The organism is Armatimonadota bacterium, assembly GCA_031460175.1.
Taxonomy (GTDB): domain Bacteria; phylum Sysuimicrobiota; class Sysuimicrobiia; order Sysuimicrobiales; family Sysuimicrobiaceae; genus Sysuimicrobium; species Sysuimicrobium tengchongense.
In genome coordinates this window covers 131,844-151,732 of sequence record JAVKGW010000005.1, presented here as the reverse complement: position 1 = coordinate 151,732, position 19,889 = coordinate 131,844, and the positions used below count along the sequence as shown (strand labels likewise).

24 protein-coding genes and 2 tRNA genes are annotated in these 19,889 nt (G+C 69.6%); 16 read left to right on the top strand and 10 right to left on the bottom strand.

Annotated elements, in window-relative coordinates; genetic code table 11:
* Positions 1-68 precede the first annotated feature (68 nt).
* Both QN206_08505 and QN206_08500 read right to left on the bottom strand, forming a co-directional pair.
* Positions 69-1,658, bottom strand: a complete 1,590-nt coding sequence (locus QN206_08505; GenBank protein ID MDR7614847.1) for an NAD(P)/FAD-dependent oxidoreductase — start codon at positions 1,656-1,658, stop codon at positions 69-71.
* A gap of 89 nt (positions 1,659-1,747) precedes the next feature.
* The gene (locus tag QN206_08500) at positions 1,748-2,440 is read right to left on the bottom strand and encodes a class I SAM-dependent methyltransferase (GenBank protein MDR7614846.1); all 693 of its coding nucleotides are present in this window, start codon (positions 2,438-2,440) and stop codon (positions 1,748-1,750) included.
* Positions 2,441-2,523: 83 nt separating this feature from the next.
* Between QN206_08500 and QN206_08495 the strand changes: the two genes are divergently transcribed.
* The 6 genes from QN206_08495 to QN206_08470 are packed head-to-tail and all read left to right on the top strand — an operon-like array spanning position 2,524 to position 6,060.
* Positions 2,524-2,739 (top strand): zinc ribbon domain-containing protein, encoded by a 216-nt coding sequence (locus QN206_08495; GenBank protein ID MDR7614845.1) that lies wholly within the window; start codon positions 2,524-2,526, stop codon positions 2,737-2,739.
* A 32-nt stretch (positions 2,740-2,771) separates the two neighbouring features.
* Entirely contained in the window at positions 2,772-3,443 is a 672-nt protein-coding gene (phoU, locus tag QN206_08490) for a phosphate signaling complex protein PhoU (protein ID MDR7614844.1), read from the top strand.
* 59 nt (positions 3,444-3,502) lie between these two features.
* Entirely contained in the window at positions 3,503-4,144 is a 642-nt protein-coding gene (locus QN206_08485) for a 50S ribosomal protein L25 (protein ID MDR7614843.1), read from the top strand.
* Positions 4,145-4,726: an aminoacyl-tRNA hydrolase gene (gene pth, locus QN206_08480; GenBank protein MDR7614842.1), complete on the top strand. Its 582-nt coding sequence runs from the start codon at positions 4,145-4,147 to the stop codon at positions 4,724-4,726.
* A 10-nt stretch (positions 4,727-4,736) separates the two neighbouring features.
* Complete coding sequence (gene tatC, locus QN206_08475; protein ID MDR7614841.1) at positions 4,737-5,474, top strand: twin-arginine translocase subunit TatC; 738 nt, start codon at positions 4,737-4,739, stop codon at positions 5,472-5,474.
* A 1-nt stretch (position 5,475) separates the two neighbouring features.
* Positions 5,476-6,060 (top strand): sulfite oxidase-like oxidoreductase, encoded by a 585-nt coding sequence (locus tag QN206_08470; protein MDR7614840.1) that lies wholly within the window; start codon positions 5,476-5,478, stop codon positions 6,058-6,060.
* Positions 6,061-6,222: 162 nt separating this feature from the next.
* Here the strand turns inward: QN206_08470 and QN206_08465 are convergent, their stop codons facing one another.
* Entirely contained in the window at positions 6,223-6,441 is a 219-nt protein-coding gene (locus QN206_08465) for a hypothetical protein (GenBank protein ID MDR7614839.1), read from the bottom strand.
* A 231-nt stretch (positions 6,442-6,672) separates the two neighbouring features.
* Here QN206_08465 and QN206_08460 point away from each other — a divergent pair, with 231 nt between their 5' ends.
* Positions 6,673-7,671 (top strand): hypothetical protein, encoded by a 999-nt coding sequence (locus QN206_08460; protein ID MDR7614838.1) that lies wholly within the window; start codon positions 6,673-6,675, stop codon positions 7,669-7,671.
* Positions 7,672-7,683: 12 nt separating this feature from the next.
* The gene (locus QN206_08455) at positions 7,684-7,845 is read left to right on the top strand and encodes a hypothetical protein (GenBank protein MDR7614837.1); all 162 of its coding nucleotides are present in this window, start codon (positions 7,684-7,686) and stop codon (positions 7,843-7,845) included.
* 51 nt (positions 7,846-7,896) lie between these two features.
* Here QN206_08455 and QN206_08450 read toward each other — a convergent pair.
* A tRNA-Thr gene (locus tag QN206_08450) sits at positions 7,897-7,972 on the bottom strand.
* A 102-nt stretch (positions 7,973-8,074) separates the two neighbouring features.
* Here QN206_08450 and pyk point away from each other — a divergent pair.
* The gene (pyk, locus tag QN206_08445; GenBank protein MDR7614836.1) at positions 8,075-9,538 is read left to right on the top strand and encodes a pyruvate kinase; all 1,464 of its coding nucleotides are present in this window, start codon (positions 8,075-8,077) and stop codon (positions 9,536-9,538) included.
* Positions 9,535-9,816 (top strand): hypothetical protein, encoded by a 282-nt coding sequence (locus QN206_08440; GenBank protein MDR7614835.1) that lies wholly within the window; start codon positions 9,535-9,537, stop codon positions 9,814-9,816. The genes pyk and QN206_08440 overlap by 4 nt, the downstream gene beginning before the upstream one ends.
* Here the strand turns inward: QN206_08440 and QN206_08435 are convergent.
* The 3 genes from QN206_08435 to QN206_08425 all read right to left on the bottom strand — a co-directional run bounded on the left by QN206_08435 (position 9,808) and on the right by QN206_08425 (position 11,353).
* The gene (locus tag QN206_08435) at positions 9,808-10,911 is read right to left on the bottom strand and encodes an aminopeptidase (protein MDR7614834.1); all 1,104 of its coding nucleotides are present in this window, start codon (positions 10,909-10,911) and stop codon (positions 9,808-9,810) included. The two genes, QN206_08440 and QN206_08435, sit on opposite strands and share 9 nt — an antisense overlap.
* Positions 10,912-10,922: 11 nt before the next feature.
* Positions 10,923-11,228, bottom strand: coding sequence for a DUF5658 family protein (locus QN206_08430; protein ID MDR7614833.1), 306 nt, complete (start codon positions 11,226-11,228; stop codon positions 10,923-10,925).
* Positions 11,229-11,278: 50 nt separating this feature from the next.
* Positions 11,279-11,353 (bottom strand) — tRNA-Val (locus QN206_08425).
* 62 nt (positions 11,354-11,415) lie between these two features.
* Between QN206_08425 and QN206_08420 the strand changes: the two genes are divergently transcribed.
* Positions 11,416-12,270 carry a YihY/virulence factor BrkB family protein gene (locus QN206_08420; GenBank protein ID MDR7614832.1) on the top strand — a complete coding sequence of 285 codons (855 nt, stop codon included), beginning with the start codon at positions 11,416-11,418 and terminating at the stop codon, positions 12,268-12,270.
* Here QN206_08420 and QN206_08415 read toward each other — a convergent pair.
* Together QN206_08415 and QN206_08410 are read right to left on the bottom strand one after the other, a co-directional pair.
* Complete coding sequence (locus QN206_08415; protein MDR7614831.1) at positions 12,214-12,468, bottom strand: hypothetical protein; 255 nt, start codon at positions 12,466-12,468, stop codon at positions 12,214-12,216. The two genes, QN206_08420 and QN206_08415, sit on opposite strands and share 57 nt — an antisense overlap.
* Positions 12,469-12,510: 42 nt before the next feature.
* Positions 12,511-13,833 (bottom strand): glutamine synthetase family protein, encoded by a 1,323-nt coding sequence (locus tag QN206_08410; GenBank protein MDR7614830.1) that lies wholly within the window; start codon positions 13,831-13,833, stop codon positions 12,511-12,513.
* Positions 13,834-14,026: 193 nt separating this feature from the next.
* On the opposite strand from QN206_08410, the gene QN206_08405 reads away from it, so the two are divergent.
* The 5 genes from QN206_08405 (at position 14,027) to QN206_08385 (ending at position 19,030) form a co-directional block, all read left to right on the top strand.
* Positions 14,027-15,175 carry an acyl-CoA dehydrogenase family protein gene (locus tag QN206_08405; GenBank protein MDR7614829.1) on the top strand — a complete coding sequence of 383 codons (1,149 nt, stop codon included), beginning with the start codon at positions 14,027-14,029 and terminating at the stop codon, positions 15,173-15,175.
* A gap of 1 nt (position 15,176) precedes the next feature.
* Positions 15,177-16,232 (top strand): zinc-binding dehydrogenase, encoded by a 1,056-nt coding sequence (locus tag QN206_08400; protein ID MDR7614828.1) that lies wholly within the window; start codon positions 15,177-15,179, stop codon positions 16,230-16,232.
* Entirely contained in the window at positions 16,229-17,014 is a 786-nt protein-coding gene (locus QN206_08395; protein ID MDR7614827.1) for an SDR family oxidoreductase, read from the top strand. The genes QN206_08400 and QN206_08395 overlap by 4 nt, the downstream gene beginning before the upstream one ends.
* A complete protein-coding gene (locus tag QN206_08390) occupies positions 17,014-18,018 on the top strand; it encodes a beta-ketoacyl-ACP synthase III (protein ID MDR7614826.1) in 1,005 nt (334 codons plus the stop codon). Before QN206_08395 ends, QN206_08390 begins: the two co-directional genes overlap by 1 nt.
* Positions 18,019-18,193: 175 nt before the next feature.
* A complete protein-coding gene (locus QN206_08385) occupies positions 18,194-19,030 on the top strand; it encodes a DAK2 domain-containing protein (GenBank protein ID MDR7614825.1) in 837 nt (278 codons plus the stop codon).
* Here QN206_08385 and QN206_08380 read toward each other — a convergent pair.
* A complete protein-coding gene (locus QN206_08380) occupies positions 19,027-19,878 on the bottom strand; it encodes a DegV family protein (protein ID MDR7614824.1) in 852 nt (283 codons plus the stop codon). The genes QN206_08385 and QN206_08380 overlap by 4 nt on opposite strands.
* Positions 19,879-19,889: the final 11 nt, after the last annotated feature.

The window sequence follows — 19,889 nt, the reverse complement described above, 5'->3', positions numbered from 1 at the left end:
ACCGGAGCCGAATTTCAATACAGAATACCACACCCGCTCCCTCGGAACCAGGAGGGTGCGGAGAAGGGCTACCTCCGCACCCTCCTCCGGACGATCTGGGCGGCCCGCCGGCCGGTCTCTGCGGCCCCGTTCATATACCCCTGGGATTCGAGGCTCGTGTGCTCCCCCGCGAACAGGAGTCGCCCCACGGGCTCGAACTCCGCCCCCGCGATGCTGGTGTACTGGCCCACCTTCCAGCACGCGTAGCTCCCGCGGACGAAGGGGTCCGAGGGCCAGTGCCACCGGGCCACCCGCCCCGCGTAGGCCGCCCGGGCGCCGGGGAAGATGCGTTCGAGGCCTGGGAGTACCCTTTCCGCCTGCTCTCGCGCCAGCCCCTCGCCCACCTCCACGCCTGCCCGTCCTCCCAGAAAGACCGTGTAGGTCCCCGCCTTCCCGGGCCGGCCGCGGCTGCTGTCCCACCCGCTCTGCCACGGCAGGTCCGTGAAGAGTTCGCCCGAAGAGCCCCCCTTCCGCCACACCCGCTCCCGGAACCCCAGGATGAGCTTGCTGTTGGTGCCGTAGCCGAGTTCCCGGATGGCGCGTCGCTTGACGGGCGGCAGGTCCACCTTGAGTTCCAGTTCCCGGAGGATGGTGAAGGGGACGGTGAGGATCACGAAGTCCGCGTCCACCTCCACGGTGCCCGCGCCCCGTCGTTCGAAGACCAGGCGGTAGCCGTTTCCCCGCTGCCGCAGCGCCACGAGGCGGTGTTCCAGGTGTAGGGAAGACTCCAGGAGCTGTGCCAGCCGGTTCGGGACCTGCTGGTTTCCGCCCCGCACGCTGTAGCGCTCGTCGCTCTCGCCGTACACCTCGAAGGTCGTACCGGGCTCTGTGCCGATGAGAAGGACGAGGTTGAGGGCAGACTGCTCCCCCGCCTCCAGCCCGTACTCCCCCACGTATGCCACCTCCAGCAGCTCCTTCACCCACCCGGCCGCACCGATGCGGTCCAGGTACTCGGAGATGGAGAGGCGATCAAGTTCCCGGGCCCGGGGGGTGTGCTGCCGGTACGTGACCATATCTCCCACCGCATCCTGGTCCTGCCGGATGCGCCGGGCCAGCGGTCGGAAGGCCCGCACCACCTCTGCCTCGGAGATCCGGCGGCCGTTGAAGTAGAAGGTGGGCCGCAGCCGGGCCTCCTCCCCGGCTTTCAGATCGATCAACCGCAGCCCGAACAGGCGCACGAACCGGTGCATCTCCTCGTGTCCGGAATCGATGAACTCCCCTCCGAACTCCGTCACGAGCCCCGGCACCACCGCGTCCCGCACGGAGAAGATGCGGCCGCCCGTGCGGGTGCTGGCCTCGTAGATCTGGGGTCGGATCCCGGCTTGCCGCAAGGCGTACCCCGCACTTAAGCCCGCGATGCCGGCTCCCACGATGACCACCCGTGGGGCTTGCGGGCCCGCCAGCACCTCGAGGGGTTGGAGGAGTCCTCCCGCCGTGGCCGCCAGAGCCGCACCGCCCGCGGCCCGCAGGAATTCCCGCCGGCTCATCGGAGCCTCCCAGCTCCGCTCCACCAGCTCCTCCACCGGCGGAGCCCCGGGCCGGTTGGCGAGGTCCGCGAGACGTAGCCACCGCTGGATCCAGGAGAAGGTGACGGTCCGGCTACCCTTGGCGACCCGCATCCGATTCCTCCAGAACTTTGCGGGCGTTAGACCACGTGGGGATACTCCCCTCATGGCCTTCTGCGGAGCTGAGGGTAGGACGGTACCCCTTAAAATCCGCTTAACGTGCCTATGTCACGCTTCCGGTAGTGGGCGTGGAGGTTGTGCCAGAACCCTCCTTCCTCGGTCGGCCGGGTGGTGAGTCGGGCGGGGCCTTCGGGGGAGAGCCCGTGTTGGTCCATCCAGGCGTTGAGGGTGGTCTCATCCAGGAGCACGAACCGTCGCCTCTCGCCCTCTGGCGCCTCCGCCTCGAACACCCAGGGCTCTACCTCCCGCAGAGGTCCTGCCCAGGGTTGGGATCCCACCGCGAAATGCTGGACGAGGAGGTGGCCGCCCGAGCGGAGGACCCGGGCGGTCTCCGCCACGGCCCGGTGCCACTCCTCCGCGTGCTCCGCCTGCTGGTAGATGCCCAGGGCCACCACCACGTCGAAGAAGGCATCGGGAAAGGCGGAGAGGTCGTCCATGCGGCAGCGGATCACCCGTCGGGCGAGCTCCTCTTCCGGCAGGTAGGGCCGCAGCCGGTTCCGGGTGTAGGCCACCATGGCCTCGGAACCATCACACGCGTACACGTCAAATCCCTCCCGCGCCATCCACTCCGTGTTGCGGCCCGCGGCGCATCCCAGGTCCAGGATCCGGGTGGTGCGGGGGAGGGGGGAGAGGAGACGCACCATGCGGTCGTCCGGCGGGCGGGAGGCGAACCGCTCCACCACCTCAGGCCGTTCCCAGAAAGGCACCGGGCTCATGCCGTGCTCCCATTTTACTGGGAGGGGGACGGGTACGGTGACCACAAGGCCCTGTGGTAAGATCCTGGCGGAGGTGTGCGGAGATGCCCATCTACGAGTACGTGTGCGAGACGTGTGGGGAGCGGTTTGAGGAGCTCGTGCTGGGGCGCTCGTGGCAGACCGTGACCTGCGCGAGCTGCGGATCGCAGCAGGTCCGGCGGGTGATTTCCGTGTTCGCGGTGGGCCGGGCGGAGGGGAACGGAGACCTGGCTCCCTGCGGGCCGAACTGCTGCCGGCTACAGGGCACGGCGGAGACGTAAAGCGGGGGCCCTCCGAACAGGGGAGGTGGGGCATGGGGACATTGCGGCACATCCGGGAGGCATTCGACGAGGCCCTGCAGGCCCTGGAGGAGGACGTCCTGCGCATGGGCAGCCTCGCGGGAGACCTCATCCATCGGGCGGTGGAGGCCCTGCGACGGCAGGATGCGGAGGCCGCGGAGGCGGTCATCGCGGAGGACGACGTGGTGGACCGCCTGCACCTCCAGATTGAGGACCGAGTGGTGAAGCTTTTGGCCACCCAGCAGCCCATGGCCGGGGACCTCCGGGTGCTCACCTCCGTCCTGGCCATCTCCATCGACCTCGAGCGGCTCGCGGATCACGGAGAGGGGATCGCAAAGGCGGTGCGGCGCTTGGCGAACCAGCCGCCCGTAAAGCCGCTCGTGGACATCCCCCGGATGGAGCAGCTGGTGCAGGAGATGCTGCAGGAGGCTTTGCAGGCCTTCGCGCAGCGGGACCCACAGCGGGCGGAGGCCCTGGCGACAAAGGACGACCAGGTGGACGATCTCCGCAGCCAGGTGTTCCGGGAGCTCATCACCTACATGATGGAGGACCCCCGCACCATCTCCCGGGCCCTGGATCTCCTGCTGGTGGCGCAGCACCTGGAGCGGGCCGCGGACCACGTGACGAACATCGCGGAGCGCGTGATCTACATGGTCACGGGTGAGCTGCGGGAGCTCAACGTCTGATCCGGTTGCTAGAATGGAAGGACCGAGCGCGTGCCACCCCGGTTTCCCGGAGGGGGAGCATGGAGCGGGTTCGTCTGGAGGCCGAAGTCCGTAAAAAAGTCGGAAAAGAGATTGCTCGGAAGCTCCGGGCCCAGGGGAAGATCCCTGCGATCCTCTATGGCCGAGGGATCGCGCCCCTGCCCCTCGCGGTGGAGGCGAAGTCCCTGGAGGCGGCCCTGCGCACCGCCGCGGGCGGTAACGTCCTCCTGGACGTTGCCATCCGGGAGAATGGCGCGGAGCGCAGCGAGCTGGCCATGATCGCGGAGGTGCAGCGGCACGTCCTGCGCCGGGACATCCTCCACGTGGACCTGCACCGGGTGAGCCTCGAGGAGCGGGTCCGGGCCCGGGTCCCCGTGCTGCTTCGGGGTGAGGCCCCCGGGGTCCGGGCGGGCGGGGTCCTCGAGCAGCACCTCCGGGAAGTGGAGATCGAGGCCCTTCCCGCGGACCTCCCCGCCCACCTCGAGGTGGACGTGAGCAGCCTCCAGGTAGGGCAGGTGCTGCACGTGCGGGACATCCGGCCCCCGGAGGGGGTCACCGTCCTCACGCCCGGGGACGAGACCCTGGTGACGGTGTCCGCGCCGGAGGCGGTGGAGGAGGCTCCCCCCGAAGCCGAGGGAGCCACCCAGCCCGAGGTCATCCGCCGGGGGCGGGCGGAGGAGTAGATGTGGCTCGTGGTGGGTCTGGGGAACCCCGGCCGCCGGTACCGGGGAACCCGCCACAACGTGGGATGGGAGGTGGTGGACCGCCTGTGCGCGCGGTGGGGCATCGGGGTCTCCCAGCAAGAGGAAGAGGCCCTGGTGGGAAAGGGAGAGATCGGGGGGCTGGCGGTGTTGCTTGCGAAGCCCCTGACGTACATGAACCGGAGCGGGGAGGCGGTGCGGGGGCTTGTGGACCGCTACGGGGTGCGTCCGCAGGAGGTCCTCGTGATTTACGACGACGTGGATCTTCCGGTCGGGGCCATCCGCATCCGGCCACGGGGAAGCTCCGGCGGCCATCACGGGATGGCATCCGTTCTCGAGGCACTGGGGACTTCCGAGATCCCCCGGGTGCGGGTGGGGATCGGACGACCCTCCGGGGACGCCGCGGAGTACGTGCTCTCGCGGTTTTCGCCCGAGGAGCGGCCTTTGATCAGGGAGGCGGTGGAGCGGGCCGCGGACGCGGTGGAGACCATCCTGCGGGAGGGACTAGAGGCGGCCATGAACCGCTACAACCGCCGCGCCCAGGTCCTCTCGGAGCGGGTGTAGGATAGGAACCGTGGGCGCCCCCATGACCTGGATCGAGCACCTGGAGGAGCTGCGTCAGCGGCTCCTGTGGAGCGTGGTGGGCCTTGCCCTCGGCACCGCTCTCTCCTGGTCCTTTTCGGATGCCCTCCTGCGGATCCTGCTGCGGCCAAGTGGCGGCATCCAGCTCCACGCCATCGGCATGCTGGAGCCCTTTTTGGCCCGGTTCCGGGTGGCGGTTACCGGAGGGCTTGTGCTTTCCATGCCCTGGATCGTGTACCACGTCTTCCGGTTCATCGATCCGGCCCTGGAGCCCCACGAGCGGCGGGTGCTGATCCCGGTCGCGTTGGCCGCGGGGGGTCTGTTCGCCTTCGGGGTGGTGTTCGGGTATTTTTTCCTTCTGCCTTCCGCGAGCAAGTGGCTCCTCTCCCAGGCGGGTGAGGTGATCCGGGTCCAGATCACCGCCCTCAACTACCTCTCCTTCGTCACGTGGTTTTTGGTGGCCACGGGGCTGGGATTCGAGACGCCGCTCCTGGTGGTGGCCGCGTGTGCCCTCGGCATCGTGACCCCTCAGCGGCTGCAGCGGGAGTGGCGCACCGCGGTGCTGGCCATCCTGGTGCTCTCCGCGGCCGTCACCCCGGACTGGAGCCCCGTGACCATGTTCTTGCTGGCCCTCCCCATGATCGTCCTCTACGAGGGGGCGGTGCTCGTCTCCTTCCTCATCGTGCGCCGGCGGGCACAGAAAGCACAGGACGCGGCCCTGGAGGCGTAGGATGGATACCCACGGCACGATCAAAAGCCGCATCCCCCCCGGGCAGTACGTGACGGAGAAGTGGCCGGTGCTGCACTACGGTTCTGTCCCGGAGGTGGACCTCGCGAGGTGGACCTTCCGGGTCTTCGGAGCCGTGGAGGAGGAACGGAGCTGGACGTACGAGGAGTTCCTGCGGTTGGGGCACGCCGTGGTGCGGTGCGACGTGCACTGCGTCACCCACTGGAGCCGGCTGGACAACGTCTTCGAAGGGGTTCCGGCCCGGGCGGTGCTCCAGCAGATCCGGCGCAAGCCGGGTGCGGACTGGGTCATGGTGCACGCGGAACAGGGCTACACCACCAACCTGCACATCCGCGACCTGGACCGGGAGGACGTCCTCTTCGCCTACAAGCACGACGGGGAGCCCCTCACTCCGGAGCACGGCTGGCCCCTGCGCCTCGTGGTCCCGCACCTGTACTTCTGGAAGAGCGCCAAGTGGGTGCGGGGGCTGGAGTTCCTCACGGAGGACCGGCCGGGGTTCTGGGAGCGGGCGGGCTACCACATGCGCGGGGATCCGTGGCGGGAGCAGCGGTTCTGGGAGGATGAGTAGGCCGCGGCGCGGCGGGAAACGGCAGAAAAAACGGGAGCCGAGCAAGCTGGCAACTGGAGCATACGACAGCGGCACGGTCACCAGGGCGATCGCCGGGCTCATGTGCAACAATCCCTTGCCGGGTCGGCTGCGGAAGACGCGTGCGCAGGGCAAAGACCACCGTCAGGTCTGGCTCCGCACCGCGAGGGAGGCCGCAAGGGTAAGTAGGCTCACGGCCAGGTTGGGGGGGATCGTCTGCCGAACCGGGTAGCCGAGGAGACCTACGGGGGTGGGAAGGCGGAACTCGGCCCCTCCCAGGCCGATCAAGCCGCCTAGGACGCCAACGGCAAGCCCGACGACGAAGGCGACGCGGGCGCTCCGCCGACCCCGGTCCCCGTTCACGAGCAAGACCCCCGGACCGGGTCACGCACCTCGGTCAGGCCTCTCTATGGAGGGTGGAGGCCCCGTCAAGGAGGTGGCGCTCGAAGGTCTGCTGCTCGGCAGGTGAGAGCGGCCCCGCGGTCACGTGGAACACGGTGAGGTCATCCGGGCATTCGGGCCCAGTCCGGGCTTGGGCTCCAGCACCGCCCGTCTGAGCCGTTCCTCCCGGTGCTTACCGACGAGCAGAGGGCCGTGCGGTCGGCCCCGGACAGGTCGGAGAAGCGGGCGACAAGCCAGCCCCCGCCTTCCCCTGTAGGCGTAGTGGGATGCACGGAGCGGTACAATACCCTTGAGATGGCCTTTACCGTAAAGGATTTCCAGTCTCTATTGCGGCTGCTGGACCGGAAGCCGGAATGGAAGGATGCCCTGCGCACCTCCCTGCTGGGGGAGGAGTTTCTCGCGCTTCCCCGATTGGTCCAACGGCTGGTGCAGGCCCAGCAGGCCACCAACCGGCAAATTCGTACCCTCGCCCGGGCCCAGACCGAGACCGAGCGGCGCATGGGCGAGCTGGAGCAGGCTCTGGCCCGTCTCACGGAGGCCCAGGTCCGGACCGAGGAGCGGCTGGGTCGGCTGGAGGAGCGGACGGACCGCCTGGAGCAGGCTCTGGCCCGTCTCACGGAGGCCCAGGTCCGGACCGAGGAGCGGCTGGGTCGGCTGGAGGAGCGGACGGACCGCCTGGAGCAGGCTCTGGCCCGCCTCACGGAGGCCCAGGTCCGGACCGAGGAGCAGGTGCGGGAGCTCGTAGAGGCGCAGCGGGTCATCAATCTCCGCCTGGGGCGCCTGGAAGATATCCTGGGGTTAACGATCGAGGAGCACGCGGAGGACATCCTGCGGCTTGTACTCCGGGAAAAGGGGCTGGAGATTCTGGAAGATCCCCGATCCGTCCCGGTGGACACGGAGGGGCAGGTTGACCTGGCGACGGTCTGCCGCGACCCCCAGGGAAGACGGATCACGGTGGTGGTGGAAGCCAAGGCACGGCTCACGGTGTCCGCGGTGCGGCGGTGGGCCAACCGGATCGGATCTCCTGAGTTCCGCCGCAAGCTCGTGGAGGCAGGGCTGGGAGGGCCTTACCTTGCCTACGTGTTCGGGATCCGGATGGATCGGGCGGTAGAGGAGGCGGCCCGGGAAGCCGGGTTGGGTCTTCTGGGCTCCCGGGGGGAGGTGTTCCAGCCCGCAGGGCTCCTGGACTGAAAGGGGTGGTCCATGCGTGGTTTCGTGCGGTGGCTCTACCGACTTGCCCGCGTTGCCCGAGACGTGGAGGTCATAAGCTCCGGAGATCCGCGGCGGACCCTCCGGCGGGCCGTGAACAAGGCCATTGGTCGGACCCTGGTACGGCGGATGTGGTTGCGGCCCGGGAGGAGATGACGGATGCGACGATTGGGCTGGCCGGAATCCCTGCAGGACGCGGGTTTCGGCTGGAGCCGGCGAGGGGATTCGAACCCCTGACCTGGCGATTACGAATCGCCCGCTCTGCCAGCTGAGCTACGCCGGCCCTGCCGCATTATACCAGATTCCACCGTAACGCCACCCCGGGGAACAGCCCGCCCTCTGGCATCGTTCCTGCAGGGAGGTGAGTGAAAGGGAGGCGGTACCCATGGTGGCGAAATACCAGCCCCCTCGGCGGCGTCGGACGAAGATCGTGGCCACCCTCGGCCCGGCCACGGACGCTCCCGGGCGCATCCGGGAGCTCGTGCGGGCCGGGGTGGACGTGTTCCGGTTCAACTTCTCCCACGGTACCCGGGAGGAGCACGCCCGCCGGATGCGGGAGGTGCGCCGGGCGGCGGAGGAGCTGGGTCGGACCGTGGCCCTCCTCCAGGACCTGCAGGGTCCGAAGGTGCGGGTGGGGGAACTCCCGGAGCACCGGCCCGTGGAGCTCCGAGAGGGGGAACGGATTTTCATCCGCGCGGAGGCCGGGGATGTGGAGGATCGGGTGCTCACCACCACGGCTCCGGATCTCCTGCGGGAGGTGCGCCCCGGCGATCGCATCCTGCTCGCGGATGGGCAGATGGAGCTGAGCGTGACCGCGGTCCGGGAAAGCGGGATCGAGGCCCAGGTGGTGCGCGGGGGACGGGTAGAGGAGCACAAGGGGATGAGCCTCCCAGGGGTACGGACCCGGATCCCCGCCCTCACCCAAAAGGACCTGGAGGACCTGCGTTTCGGGATCGCACAGGGGGTAGACATGATCGCCCTCTCCTTCGTGCGGCGGGCGGAGGACGTGCTCTCCGCCCGGGCGGAGCTGGAACGCCTGGGCGCGGAGATCCCCCTCATCGCGAAGCTGGAGAGGGCGGAGGCCCTGGACCACCTGGAGGAGATCCTGGCCAGCAGTGACGGGGTCATGGTGGCGCGGGGAGACCTGGGAGTAGAGGTCCCCCTGGAGCGGGTTCCGGTGCTCCAGAAGACGATCCTCCGGAAGGCCAACGAGTTCGGCATTCCCGCCATCACCGCCACCCAGATGCTGGAGTCCATGGTCCACCACCCGCGCCCCACCCGGGCGGAGGTCTCGGACGTGGCGAACGCCATCCTGGACGGCACGGACGCGGTGATGCTGAGCGACGAGACCGCGGTGGGAGCATACCCTGTGGAAGCCGTCCGCATGATGGACCGCATCGCGGTAGAGGTGGAAAGCGCCCACCCTGAGCTCTACCAAGCGGGGCTCTCGCACACCCGTCGGATGGGGATCGCGGAAGCGGTGGCCGCGGCGGCCTGTGCGCTCGCCCGGGATGTACGGGCCAAGGCCATCGTGGTGATCACCCGGAGCGGCCGCACCGCGCAACTCGTCTCCAAGAACCGCCCCGCGGAGCCCATCCTCGCCGTCACGGAAGACCCCCGCGTGGCGCGGTCCCTCGCCCTGTGGTGGGGGGTGGAACCCGTGGTCACCCCTTTCCGGGAGGACACGGACGCCATGGTGGCCCACACGGAGGAGGTGCTCTTGAGAGCTGGGCTGGTGGAGCCCGGAGACGTGGTGGTGTTCACGGGGTCCAGTCCCATCATCGCCCGCGGTCGCACGAACTTCCTAAAGGTACACCGGATCCGACGTCGGGAGGGAGGTCGGGCATGAAGGCGGAACTCTGGGAGGCCTACGAGCGGGTGTGCATGGACGAGATGCGGCCCATCCAGGAGTTCGTGGAGCGGATCCGGGCCGGGGAGTTCGGCCCCTTCGATCCGCAGGAGGTGGCCGCGTTCCTCCGCGAGATCCAGTCCCGGGTGCTGCAGAACATCGAGCTGAAGGCGACCGAGCACCCCTTCTACGCAGCCCGGGCAGAGGAGGTGGCGGAGGAGCAGCGCCGCCTCTTCGAGGCTCTCATTGCTCAGTTCGAGCCGGAAGGGTCAGGGTAGCAGGAACTTCCCGTCCCGGTAGACAAGCTCCCCGTCCGCGTAGACCTCCCCGCCTCTCCGGAGGTCGCAGATCATGTCCCAGTGCAGGCCCGATTGATTCCGTCCGCCCGTCTCCGGGTAGCTGGACCCGAGGGCCATGTGGATGGTGCCCCCGATCTTCTCGTCGAAGAGGATGTTCCGGGTGAACCGCTGGATGTTCTCGTTCAGCCCGAAGGCGAATTCTCCCAGCACCCGGGCCCCCTCGTCTACGCCCAGCATCTCCTGCAGGAAGTCCTGTCCCTTGGTGGCCTCCGCGTGCACCACCCGCCCCCGTTCGAACACCAGCCGTACCCCGCTCACCTCCCGCCCTCCGTAGATGGCGGGGAAGGAGAACTGCACGTGTCCTTCCGTGCGGTCCTCTTCCGGGCCGGTGAACACCTCCCCATCGGGGAAATTGTGTTCGCCCGCCGCGTTGACCCACGTGCGACCCGCCACCCCCACCGTGAGGTCCGTCCCCTCCGCCAGAATGCGGAGGGTGCGCTTGGTGCCGAGGAAGTCCGCGATGCGCTGCTGCCGCGCGCGGATCTCCCGCCACACCGCCACGGGATCCTGGGCATCGAGATGCCCCGCGCCGTACACGAAGTCCTCGTACTCCCGCAGGGACATCTCCGCCTCCTGGGCGTCCGCCTGGGTAGGGTACTGGGTCCCCACCCACCGCAGTTCCCCCGTGGCCGCCCGCTCCAGGAACCGCTGGCTTACCTCCCGCAAGGCCTCGCGCCGGATCCGCTGGCGCTCGGGCGGGGTGTTCGTGAGAGCCCGGGTGTTGTAGTTGGCCCAGACCCCCAGGGAGGCATCGATGTGCTCCACCTCCAGCTTCTGCAGCTCCGGCACGTACCGCAGCTGGGCCTCCGTGGCCTCCTTGTAGAAGACCTCGTCGATGCCGTCCAGGGTAACGCGCAGGAGGGGGTGGGCTCCGGCCCGAAGCACCTGCCGGTAGCCCTCCACGAGGAGGGGCTCCGCAATCGCGGGGCCCGCGATGCGCACGAGTTGTCCCGGCCGGACCTCCAGGGAGTACTGGACCAGGACCTGTGCCAGCTTGGTGACTCTGGGATCCATGGCCTCTCCCCCTACAGGAACCGTAAGGCCAGCCAGATCACAATGGGGACCTGCTGGGCCACCGCGGCCGCATATACCCAGCTGAGTCCCCGGAGGACCACGATCTCCCATCGGTGGAGGGTGCGGGCCGTTTGGGCCCGCAACACCAGAGTCCCCGACAGGGCCGCCTTGACCAAAAAGGACCCCCCCACCCCGTAGGTTTCCACAAGGGCGCGGAAGAGGGGATTCCACTCAAGATGGGGAAACCAGCGGATCCACAGAGCGGTCAGGGTACCGTCGGCGAGGTTCAGGGCTGCCAAGACATAGAGCGCGCGCACCCCTGCATCTCCCCTACAGCGTGCCTCCCACCGTGGGTCCTGCCCAGAGGTGGTGGGCGGTAGAGGACTTGAACCTCTGACCTCCTGCGTGTGAAGCAGGCGCTCTCCCGCTGAGCTAACCGCCCGCGTACCAGCATTCATTATAGGAGAGTCCTCCCCCCCCGACAACGGGGCCTACAATGAGGCCATGAGGCCGTTTACGCGGGTCGCGTGGACTGCCCTCAAGGGCTTTGTGGACCACGACGGGCCGGTTCTGGCCGCGGCCATCGCGTACCACGTCCTGCTCTCCGTCTTCCCCCTCCTCCTCGGGGCTGTGGCCACGGCAGCCTTCTTGGTGGAGGAATCCCAAGTCCGCACCCTCCTGGCGGATACCCTCACCCTGTACCTCCCTCCACAGGCCGCGGAGGTGATCTTCCGGAACGTAGAGGAAGCCACCCGGGCCCGGGGGAGCGTGGGCGCGGCGGCCATCGGGACGTTCCTGTGGAGCGCCAGCGCCGCGGCAGGCGTGGCCCGCCATGCCTTGAACCGCGTCTGGGAGGTGAAGCATCCCCGAGCCTATTGGCAGCGCAAGCTCCTGGAGATCGGGGCCACCCTCCTCCTGGGGACCATCCTGGGGGCGTCCCTCGTGTGGTCCGTGGCCCTCGGGCTCGCGGAGCGGTTCGCGCCGGAGGAATCGGTACGGTGGGCCCGAGGGATTCTCGGGGGGTGGGGGCTTCGGGTATTCCTCCCCTTCATCCTCGCCTTTCTCGCGTTCCTCACCGCGTACTGGCTCCTCCCGAACCGGAGGATCTTCTGGCAGGCCCTCTGGCCCGGAACCCTCACCGCAGCCATCCTCTTCGAGCTGGCCCGGCAGGGGATGTTGTGGGGAGTCAGCCGCCTGGTCCAGTACCAGCTGGTGTACGGGTCCCTCGCGGGCGTGGTGGTCTTCCTGATCTGGGGGTATGTGGTGGCCGCCATCTTCCTCCTCGGGGCAGAGGTCAGCCGCTCAGCTCACCACCTCCAGGCTCCCGTCCGGGTGCCGGACCACGATGAGATCCCCTGAGCGTTGCAGCCCCCGCAGGCTCTCGGTGAACTCCGGAACCGGGGTGCACCGCAGGAAAAGATCCTGCTCCGGCCACTCCGCCCCGCACCCGGTGCAGGCCTTCCGGACGCTCCGCACCCACGCCCACCCATCCCCGGACCGGACGAACCGGCCGGAGATGAAGGTCTGCAGCGCACCTCCACACCGTGGGCAGTGCATCCTGCTCCGGTGGGTGTGCAACTTCCGCGCCAGCAGGACCTCCTAGTATCGGGTGAGGTAGCGCTCGATCTCCCAGGCGTGGACCTGGGCGGAGTACTCCCGCCACTCCTGCCGCTTGGCCCGAACCAGGTCGGAGACGATGTGGGAGCCCAGGGCCTCGCACACCACCTCGTCCGCGAGGAACGCCTCCATCGCCTCTCCGAGGTTACGGGGGAGAACCCGGATCTGCAGGCGCTCCAGCTCCTCCTCCGTCATGGCGTAGATGTTGCGGTTGAGGGGAGGGCCGGGATCGATGCGGCGCTCGATGCCGTCCAGTCCTGCGGCCAGCATCACCGCGAAGGCCAGGTAGGGGTTACAGGAGGGGTCCGGCATGCGCAGCTCCACCCGGGTTCCCTCTCCCCGGGCCGCGGGGACCCGAACAAGGGGGGAGCGGTTACGCTCCGCCCACGCGATGTAGACGGGCGCCTCATAGCCTGGGACCAGCCGCTTGTAGGAGTTCACGAGGGGGTTGGTCACCAGGGCCATCCCCCGGGCGTGGGTCAGGAGCCCTCCGATGTACCACAGGCACTCCTTGCTCAGCTGGTATGCCCCCTCCGGGTCGTAAAAGGCGTTGCGGCCGTCCCGGAAGAGGGACTGATGCGTGTGCATGCCGCTCCCGTTGATGCCCGCGATGGGCTTGGGCATGAAGGTGGCGTGGAGGTTGTGGCGGCGGGCGATGGTGCGGACCACGAACCGGAAGGTCGCCACGTTGTCCGCGGTGCGCAGCACATCCGCATACTTGAAGTCGATCTCGTGCTGGCCGTGGGCTACCTCGTGGTGTCCGGCCTCCACCTCGAACCCCATGGCCCGCAGGGCGGTGATCATGTCCGCCCTCGCCTCCTCCCCCTGATCGATGGGGGCCAGATCGAAGTAGCCTGCCCGGTCGTGGGTGGTGAGCACGGGTTCCCCCTCCGCGTTCACGGGGAACAGGAAGAACTCACACTCGGGCCCGGCCATCATGGTGTATCCCAATTGGGCCGCCCGCCGGACCATGCGCTTCAGCACGTACCGGGGGTCCCCCTCAAAGGGCTCGCCGTCCGCGGTGTACACGTCGCAGATGAGTCGGGCCGTCTTCCCCTCGCCCTCCTTCCACGGGAAGACGGCGAAGGTGGAGGGATCGGGCATCAGGTACATGTCCGACTCCTCGATGCGCACGAATCCCTCGATGGAGGACCCGTCGAACATGATCTCGCCGTCCAGGGCCCGCTCCAGGAGGTCCACGGGGATCTCCACGTTCTTCAGGGTGCCGAAAATGTCCGTAAACTGCAGCCGCACAAACCGGACGCCGAGTTCCTCGGCCCGGTCGAGTACCGTCCGTTTGTCCATGGTCAGCCCTCTCGAGCGTGCACTCCGTCCAGCACTCTACCACGGGGCTCCCCGGGGGGCAACGATCCCCGAACGGAGGGATCTACGTGGAGTAGGACTTTCCCGGCTCATGCAGAATACTCCGGATACCGGTACCGACGGAGCGTTTGGCAGAGGGCGCCTGTGCGCGCACGGGCGGGGAGGGTGCAAGGTCGTGGAGCGCCCTGAGGATCTGGGTGCCTACCAGGAGGAGATCCGGGCCTTCGTGCTCGGGGAACTGGAGGAGATCTCCCAGGAGATCGAGCGGAATCGGGCGGTCCCCCCGGACCTCTGGGATCGGCTCGCCCAAAAGGGCCTGTTGCGCCTCACGTTGCCTCCCCGGTACGGTGGGTGGGGGCTGCGCATGACGGAGTACCTTCCCATCCTGGAGGTGGTGGCCCAATCCCACGGGTCCGTGCGCATGGTGGTGCACGTCCACAACGGCCTCTGGCGCCTGCTGGACCGCTACGGGACCGAGGAGCAAAAACGGCGCTATCTCTCCCGGTGGGCCACGGGGGATTGCAAACTGGCGTTCGCCCTCACGGAGCCGGACGCGGGGACGGGGACGGACATCCGCACGGAAGCCCGGCGGGTACCGGGCGGATGGGTGCTGCGGGGGCGCAAGTGGCTCATCACCTTTGCGGACGTCGCGGAGGCCTTCGTGGTGGTGGCCTACACGGATCGCGGCCGGGGGGCTGCGGGGATCTCCGCCTTCCTCGTTCCCCGGGGGGCTCCGGGGTTGCGGATCACCCTCCAGCCGGACGGCATGGGCCTTGTGGGCACCGGGCACGGCCTGCTGGAGTTCGAGGATTGTCTCGTGCCCGAAGGGGCGCTTCTGGGGGAGGAGGGGCAGGGGCTTCAGATGGTCCTGCGGGGGTTTCTGGATCCGAGCCGGATTTCCATCGCCGCGAGCTGCGTGGGCCTCGCCCAACGGGCCCTGGACCTGGCGAAAGAGCACGCGCAGCGCCGGGTGACCTTCGGAAAGCCCATCGCGGCCCGGCAGGCCATCCAGTTCGCCCTGGCGGAGATGGCGGTGGACGTGCGGGCCGCGCGTCTGCTGGTGATGGACGCGGCCCGGAAGGTGGATGCAGGCGAGCCCTGCACCGCGGAGGCCGCCATGGCCAAGCTGTTCGGCCTGGAGATGGTGGGGCGGGTGACGGACCGGGCCCTCCGGATCTGCGGCGGCATCGGGTACCTCCGAGGGCACCCCATCGAACGCATCTACCGGGACGCCCGGGCCCTGTGGTTCGAGGAAGGGACCGCGGAGATCCAGAAGCTGGTGATCGCCCGGGCGCTGTTCAATCCGGGCTACGCGGAGGCGTAGGATGCTCGCGGCCCGGGTGTACGAGCGGTCTCCGGAGCGGGAACTGCGTCTGGAGCAGGTACCGGATCCCCGGCCAGCCCGAGGGGAGGTGCTGGTGCGGGTGCGGGCCGCGGGGATCTGCGGGACGGACCTGGAGATCCTGGATGGCCTGCGGCTCCCGCCGGAGGTTCGGTGGCCCGTGGTGTTGGGGCACGAGGTGGCCGGGGAAGTAGTGGAGGCGGGAGAGGATGCGGAGCCATGGCGGCCGGGCCACCGGGTGGTGGTGAACCCCTATGTCGCATGCGGCCGGTGCTGGTCGTGCCTGGATGGCCGGCAATCCGCGTGTCTCGCGCCCGAGCTCATCGGGCTTACGCGGCCGGGGGGGTTCGCGGAGTACATCGTGGTGCCCGCTCAGAACCTCTTCCACCTGCCCGGGGCGCTGCCGTTTCCCGTGGGGGCCATCCTGCCGGACGCGGTGGCCACCGCCTTCCACGCGGTCCTCACCCGGGGACAGCTGCAGCCGGGGCAGAGCGTGGTGATCTACGGAGCGGGCGGGGTGGGAACCCACGGGGCCCTTCTGGCGAAGCTCTTCGGCGGGGATCCCGTGATCGTGGTGGTGCGACGGGAGGCCACCGCGGAGCGGCTGCAGCCCCTGGGGGTCCACGTGGTGGTGGCGGCGCAGGGCCGCAACCCCGTGCGGGAAATCCGGAGCCTCACGGACGGTCGAGGGTCAGACCTCACCGTGGACTTCGTCTCCCGGCCGGAGACGGTCCGGGCGGCCATCGGCGCCACCCGCATCGGCGGCCGGGTGGTGCTCGTGGGGGTTTCGGACGAGCCGCTGGTGCTGCCGGGCTCCTCGTACCTCGTGCGCCGGGAGATCGAGATCCGCTCCGCCTTCGGGGCGACCCCGCACGAGATCGCCACCGTCATCGGCCTGGCGGCTTCCGGCCGGCTGGACCTCAGCCGGAGCGTGACCCGCACGTGGCCGCTTACGCGGATCCACGAGGCCCTCGCAGCCCTGCGGGCCCGTCCGCCGGAGACCGTCCGATACGTGATCACACCGGAGGGAGGACCGTGACGCTACAGGGGAAAGTTGCGCTGATCACGGGAGCGTCTCGAGGGATCGGTCGGGCTACCGCGATGGTGCTGGCGGAGCGGGGCGCGGACGTGGTGGTGCACTACCGGAGGCGGGAGGACCGGGCTTCGGAAGTGGTGGAGGCCATCACCGCCCTGGGCCGCCGGGCAGAGGCGGTGCAGGCGGACCTGGAGCAGCCGGAGGAGGTCTCTGCCCTGTTCCGGGCCGTGGAGGAGAAATTCGGATACCTCGACATCTTCGTGGCCAACGCGGCCGCCACCGCCTTCCGACGCATCGAAGCCCTCAAGCCCCACCACCTCGCCCGCACGTACCAACTGAACGTGTTCAGCTTTGTGCAGGCGGCCCAGGAGGCCATGCGGCTCATGCGGGGCCGCCGGGGCCGCATCGTCACGGTCTCCGGATTCCCCACCCAACGGTACCTCCCGGACTACGCGCTCCTGGCAAGCGCCAAGGCCGCCCTGGAGGCTCTCACCCGGTACCTGGCCGTGGAGGCCGCACCTCTGGGGATCACGGTGAACGCGGTGAGCCCGGGGGCCGTGGACACGGAGTCCCTGGAGGTGTATACGGAAGGGGATCTGGAGGGCTTCACCCGGGCCATGGTGGCTTCCACCCCGAAGGGGAGGATGGGCACGCCGGAGGACATCGCCAGGGTCATCGCCTTCCTGTGCTCCGACGACGCGGAGTGGATCGTGGGGCAGACCATCGTGGTGGATGGCGGCCTCACCCTGATGGGCGCCTACCAGCGCCCCCGGAGCGAGACGTGATGGCCATGCCAGGATCCCCCCTCCGAGCCGCGGTGCTGGGGGTCGGAGCCTACGTGCCGGGCCGGGTGCTGACCAACCACGACCTCGCGCGGATGGTGGATACCTCCGACGAGTGGATCACGGAGCGCACGGGGATCCGCACCCGGCACGTGGCGGATCCCGATGTGGCCACCTCGGACCTGGCGCTCCCCGCGGCGGAGGAAGCCCTGCGGTCCGCGGGGGTGCTGCCGGAGGAGCTGGACCTCATCATCTGCGCCACCACCATGCCCGACCACCTCCTGCCGGCCACCGCATGCCTGGTGCAGGATCGGCTCGGCGCCCGCCGGGCCGGCGCCTTCGACCTCCTGGCCGCGTGCTCCGGCTTCGTGTACGGCGTGGCCCTGGGCGCCCAGATGATCGCGGGCGGAGCGGCCCGGTACGTGCTGGTGGTGGGCTCCGAGGTGCTCAGTAAGATCGTGGACTGGACGGACCGGACCCTCTGCGTGCTGGTGGGAGACGGGGCGGGGGCGGTGGTCCTGGGGCCCACGCAGGCCGGTCGGGGGGTGCAGGCGGTGGTGGTGGGGGCGGACGGGAGTGCGGGGGATGTCCTCAAGATGCCCGCGGGAGGGACGCGCTTGCCGGCGAGTCCGGAAACCGTGGCCCAGCGTCTCCACTACGTCCGTATGGACGGCCGCACCCTCTTCCGGTTGGCGGTGCGGGTGGTCCCGGAGGCCGTGACGGAGGTGGTCCGGAGGGCCGGGTGGACCCTCGAGGAGGTGGACTGGATCGTGCCGCACCAGGCAAACCGGCGCATCGTGGAGGCGGTGGCCCGGGCCCTGGAGCTCCCGTTCCACCGGTTCCTCTGCAACATTGACCGGTACGGGAATACCTCCTCCGCCTCCGTGCCGCTCGCCCTCTGGGAGGGAGTCCGGGACGGCCGCATCCGTGAGGGCGACCGGGTGGTGCTGGTAGCGTTCGGGGGCGGCTTCACCTGGGCCGCCTGTGCCCTGGTGTGGGGGCGGTAGCGGGTCCGTGCGCGGGATCCCGGACGCTTACGGTTCCCGGGGGCCGCGGTCGGGCGGAGGCGTGGAGCAAACCGAGGGGCGGTTTACCGGAAACCATCTCGCCGCCGCCCTGAAAGCCGCGCTAGCTGAGCTCCGCCGGTGTTGCGCGGAGGTGAACGCCCTGAATGTGTTCCCGGTGGCGGATCACGATACGGGATCGAACCTGTGCGCCACCCTGGCCGCCGCCGTGGAGGCGTTGCAGGCCGCGGAGGGCGCCGACCTGGGGAAAATCGCGGCCGTGGCGGCCCGAGGTGCGTTTCTGGGAGCCCGAGGGAGCTCGGGAGCCATCCTGGCCGAGTACCTTTACGGGTTGAGCGAGGCCTGGAGAGATCTCGCGGAGGCCGATGCCGCGCGGATCCGGGCGGCCCTCCGGATGGCCGCGCGGGCGGCGCGGGGCGCGGTCCAGGAGCCGGTGGAGGGGACCATGCTGACGGTGGCGGACGCGGCCGCGGCGGGTGCGGAGGCGGAGATGCGCCGTCCGCAGGAGGTGCTGGACCGCGCGGCCGCGGCGGCCCGGGCCGCCTGGATCCAGACCCCCAGGCTGCTGCCCGTATTGCGCCGCGCGGGCGTGGTAGACGCAGGTGCGGCCGGCCTGGTGGCCTTGCTGGAAGCAATGGCAGGGGCCGCCCGGGGGACGGTCCCCCCGCCCCTCTCTCCTCCCGCACCCGTGGCCCGGATCCCGACCTTGGCCGCCTCCCCCCTCCCCGCGACCGCGCGCTACTGCACCGAGGTGCTCCTCCAGACGCGCCGTGTGTCCATGGACCGGGTGCGGCGCGCCCTGCAGCGGATGGGAGACGCGGTGGTGGTGGCCGAACGGGACGGCCTGCTTCGGATCCACCTCCATACCTCCGTCCCGCACCTTGTCCTGTCGCGGGCCCTGCGTTGGGGGAGTTTGGAGCAGGTCCGGGCGACCCGGCTTCCGGAGGAGCCCTCCGGAGACGGGGAGGAGTGTCCCGGCGGATCGGAATCCTAGGGCTCCGCCAGATACGCCACCCCCAGTACCTGCGGCCCCGTGTTCACCACCATGACGGGCGTGAAGGGAAAGAGGTCGAGGGCCTCCGCAATCCGGAGCTCCTGCAGCGTCCGCACGAGCCCTTCTGCCTCCTCCCGCATCCCCGCCTCGGTCACCGCTACCCACAGCCGGCTCGCGCGCCTTCTGGCCCTCTGGACCTCGCCCACGAGCCGCCTGACCGCGGCCTCGTACCCCGCCGCCACCCCGGCTCGCCGGACCCGGCCCTCCCCGATGGCGAGGAGGGGCACGGTTCCGAGGCGACGGTTCAGGAGGTGGACGATGCGGGGAATCCGGCCGCTTCGGGCGAGGTGTTCCAGGGAACGTACCAGGGCCACCAGCCGGGCCCGCGCCCCCGCCTGGGCGACCCACCCAACCACCTCCTCCACGGGTGTGCCCGCCCGGATGCGCCGGGCCGCTTCCCGCACCACCAGCCCCTGGGCGGCGGCGGCCGTCCCGGTATCCACCACCTCCACAGGGACCGGGGCTCGGGCCGCCGCCCGCCGGGCGTGGTCGTGCGCGGCTGAGAGCCACCGGGCCACCGTGAGTGTGAGCACCCGTTGGGCACCCATCCGGGCGGCCTCCTCGAAGGCGGTGAGGTAGTCCGCGGGGGAAGGGGCCGATGCCGTGGGATAGGGCGGGCCCTGCTCGAGCCAGGCGAGAACCTCCTGGGCTGTGACGTCGATCCCATCCCGGTATCCGCGCTCCCCTCGGAGGATCCACATGGGCACGAGGAGGATCCCCCATTCCGCGCAGAGGGAAGGAGGCAGGCAGCAGACGGATTCCGCGACCACCGCCACGGGCGGTCCCACGCACCCGCCTC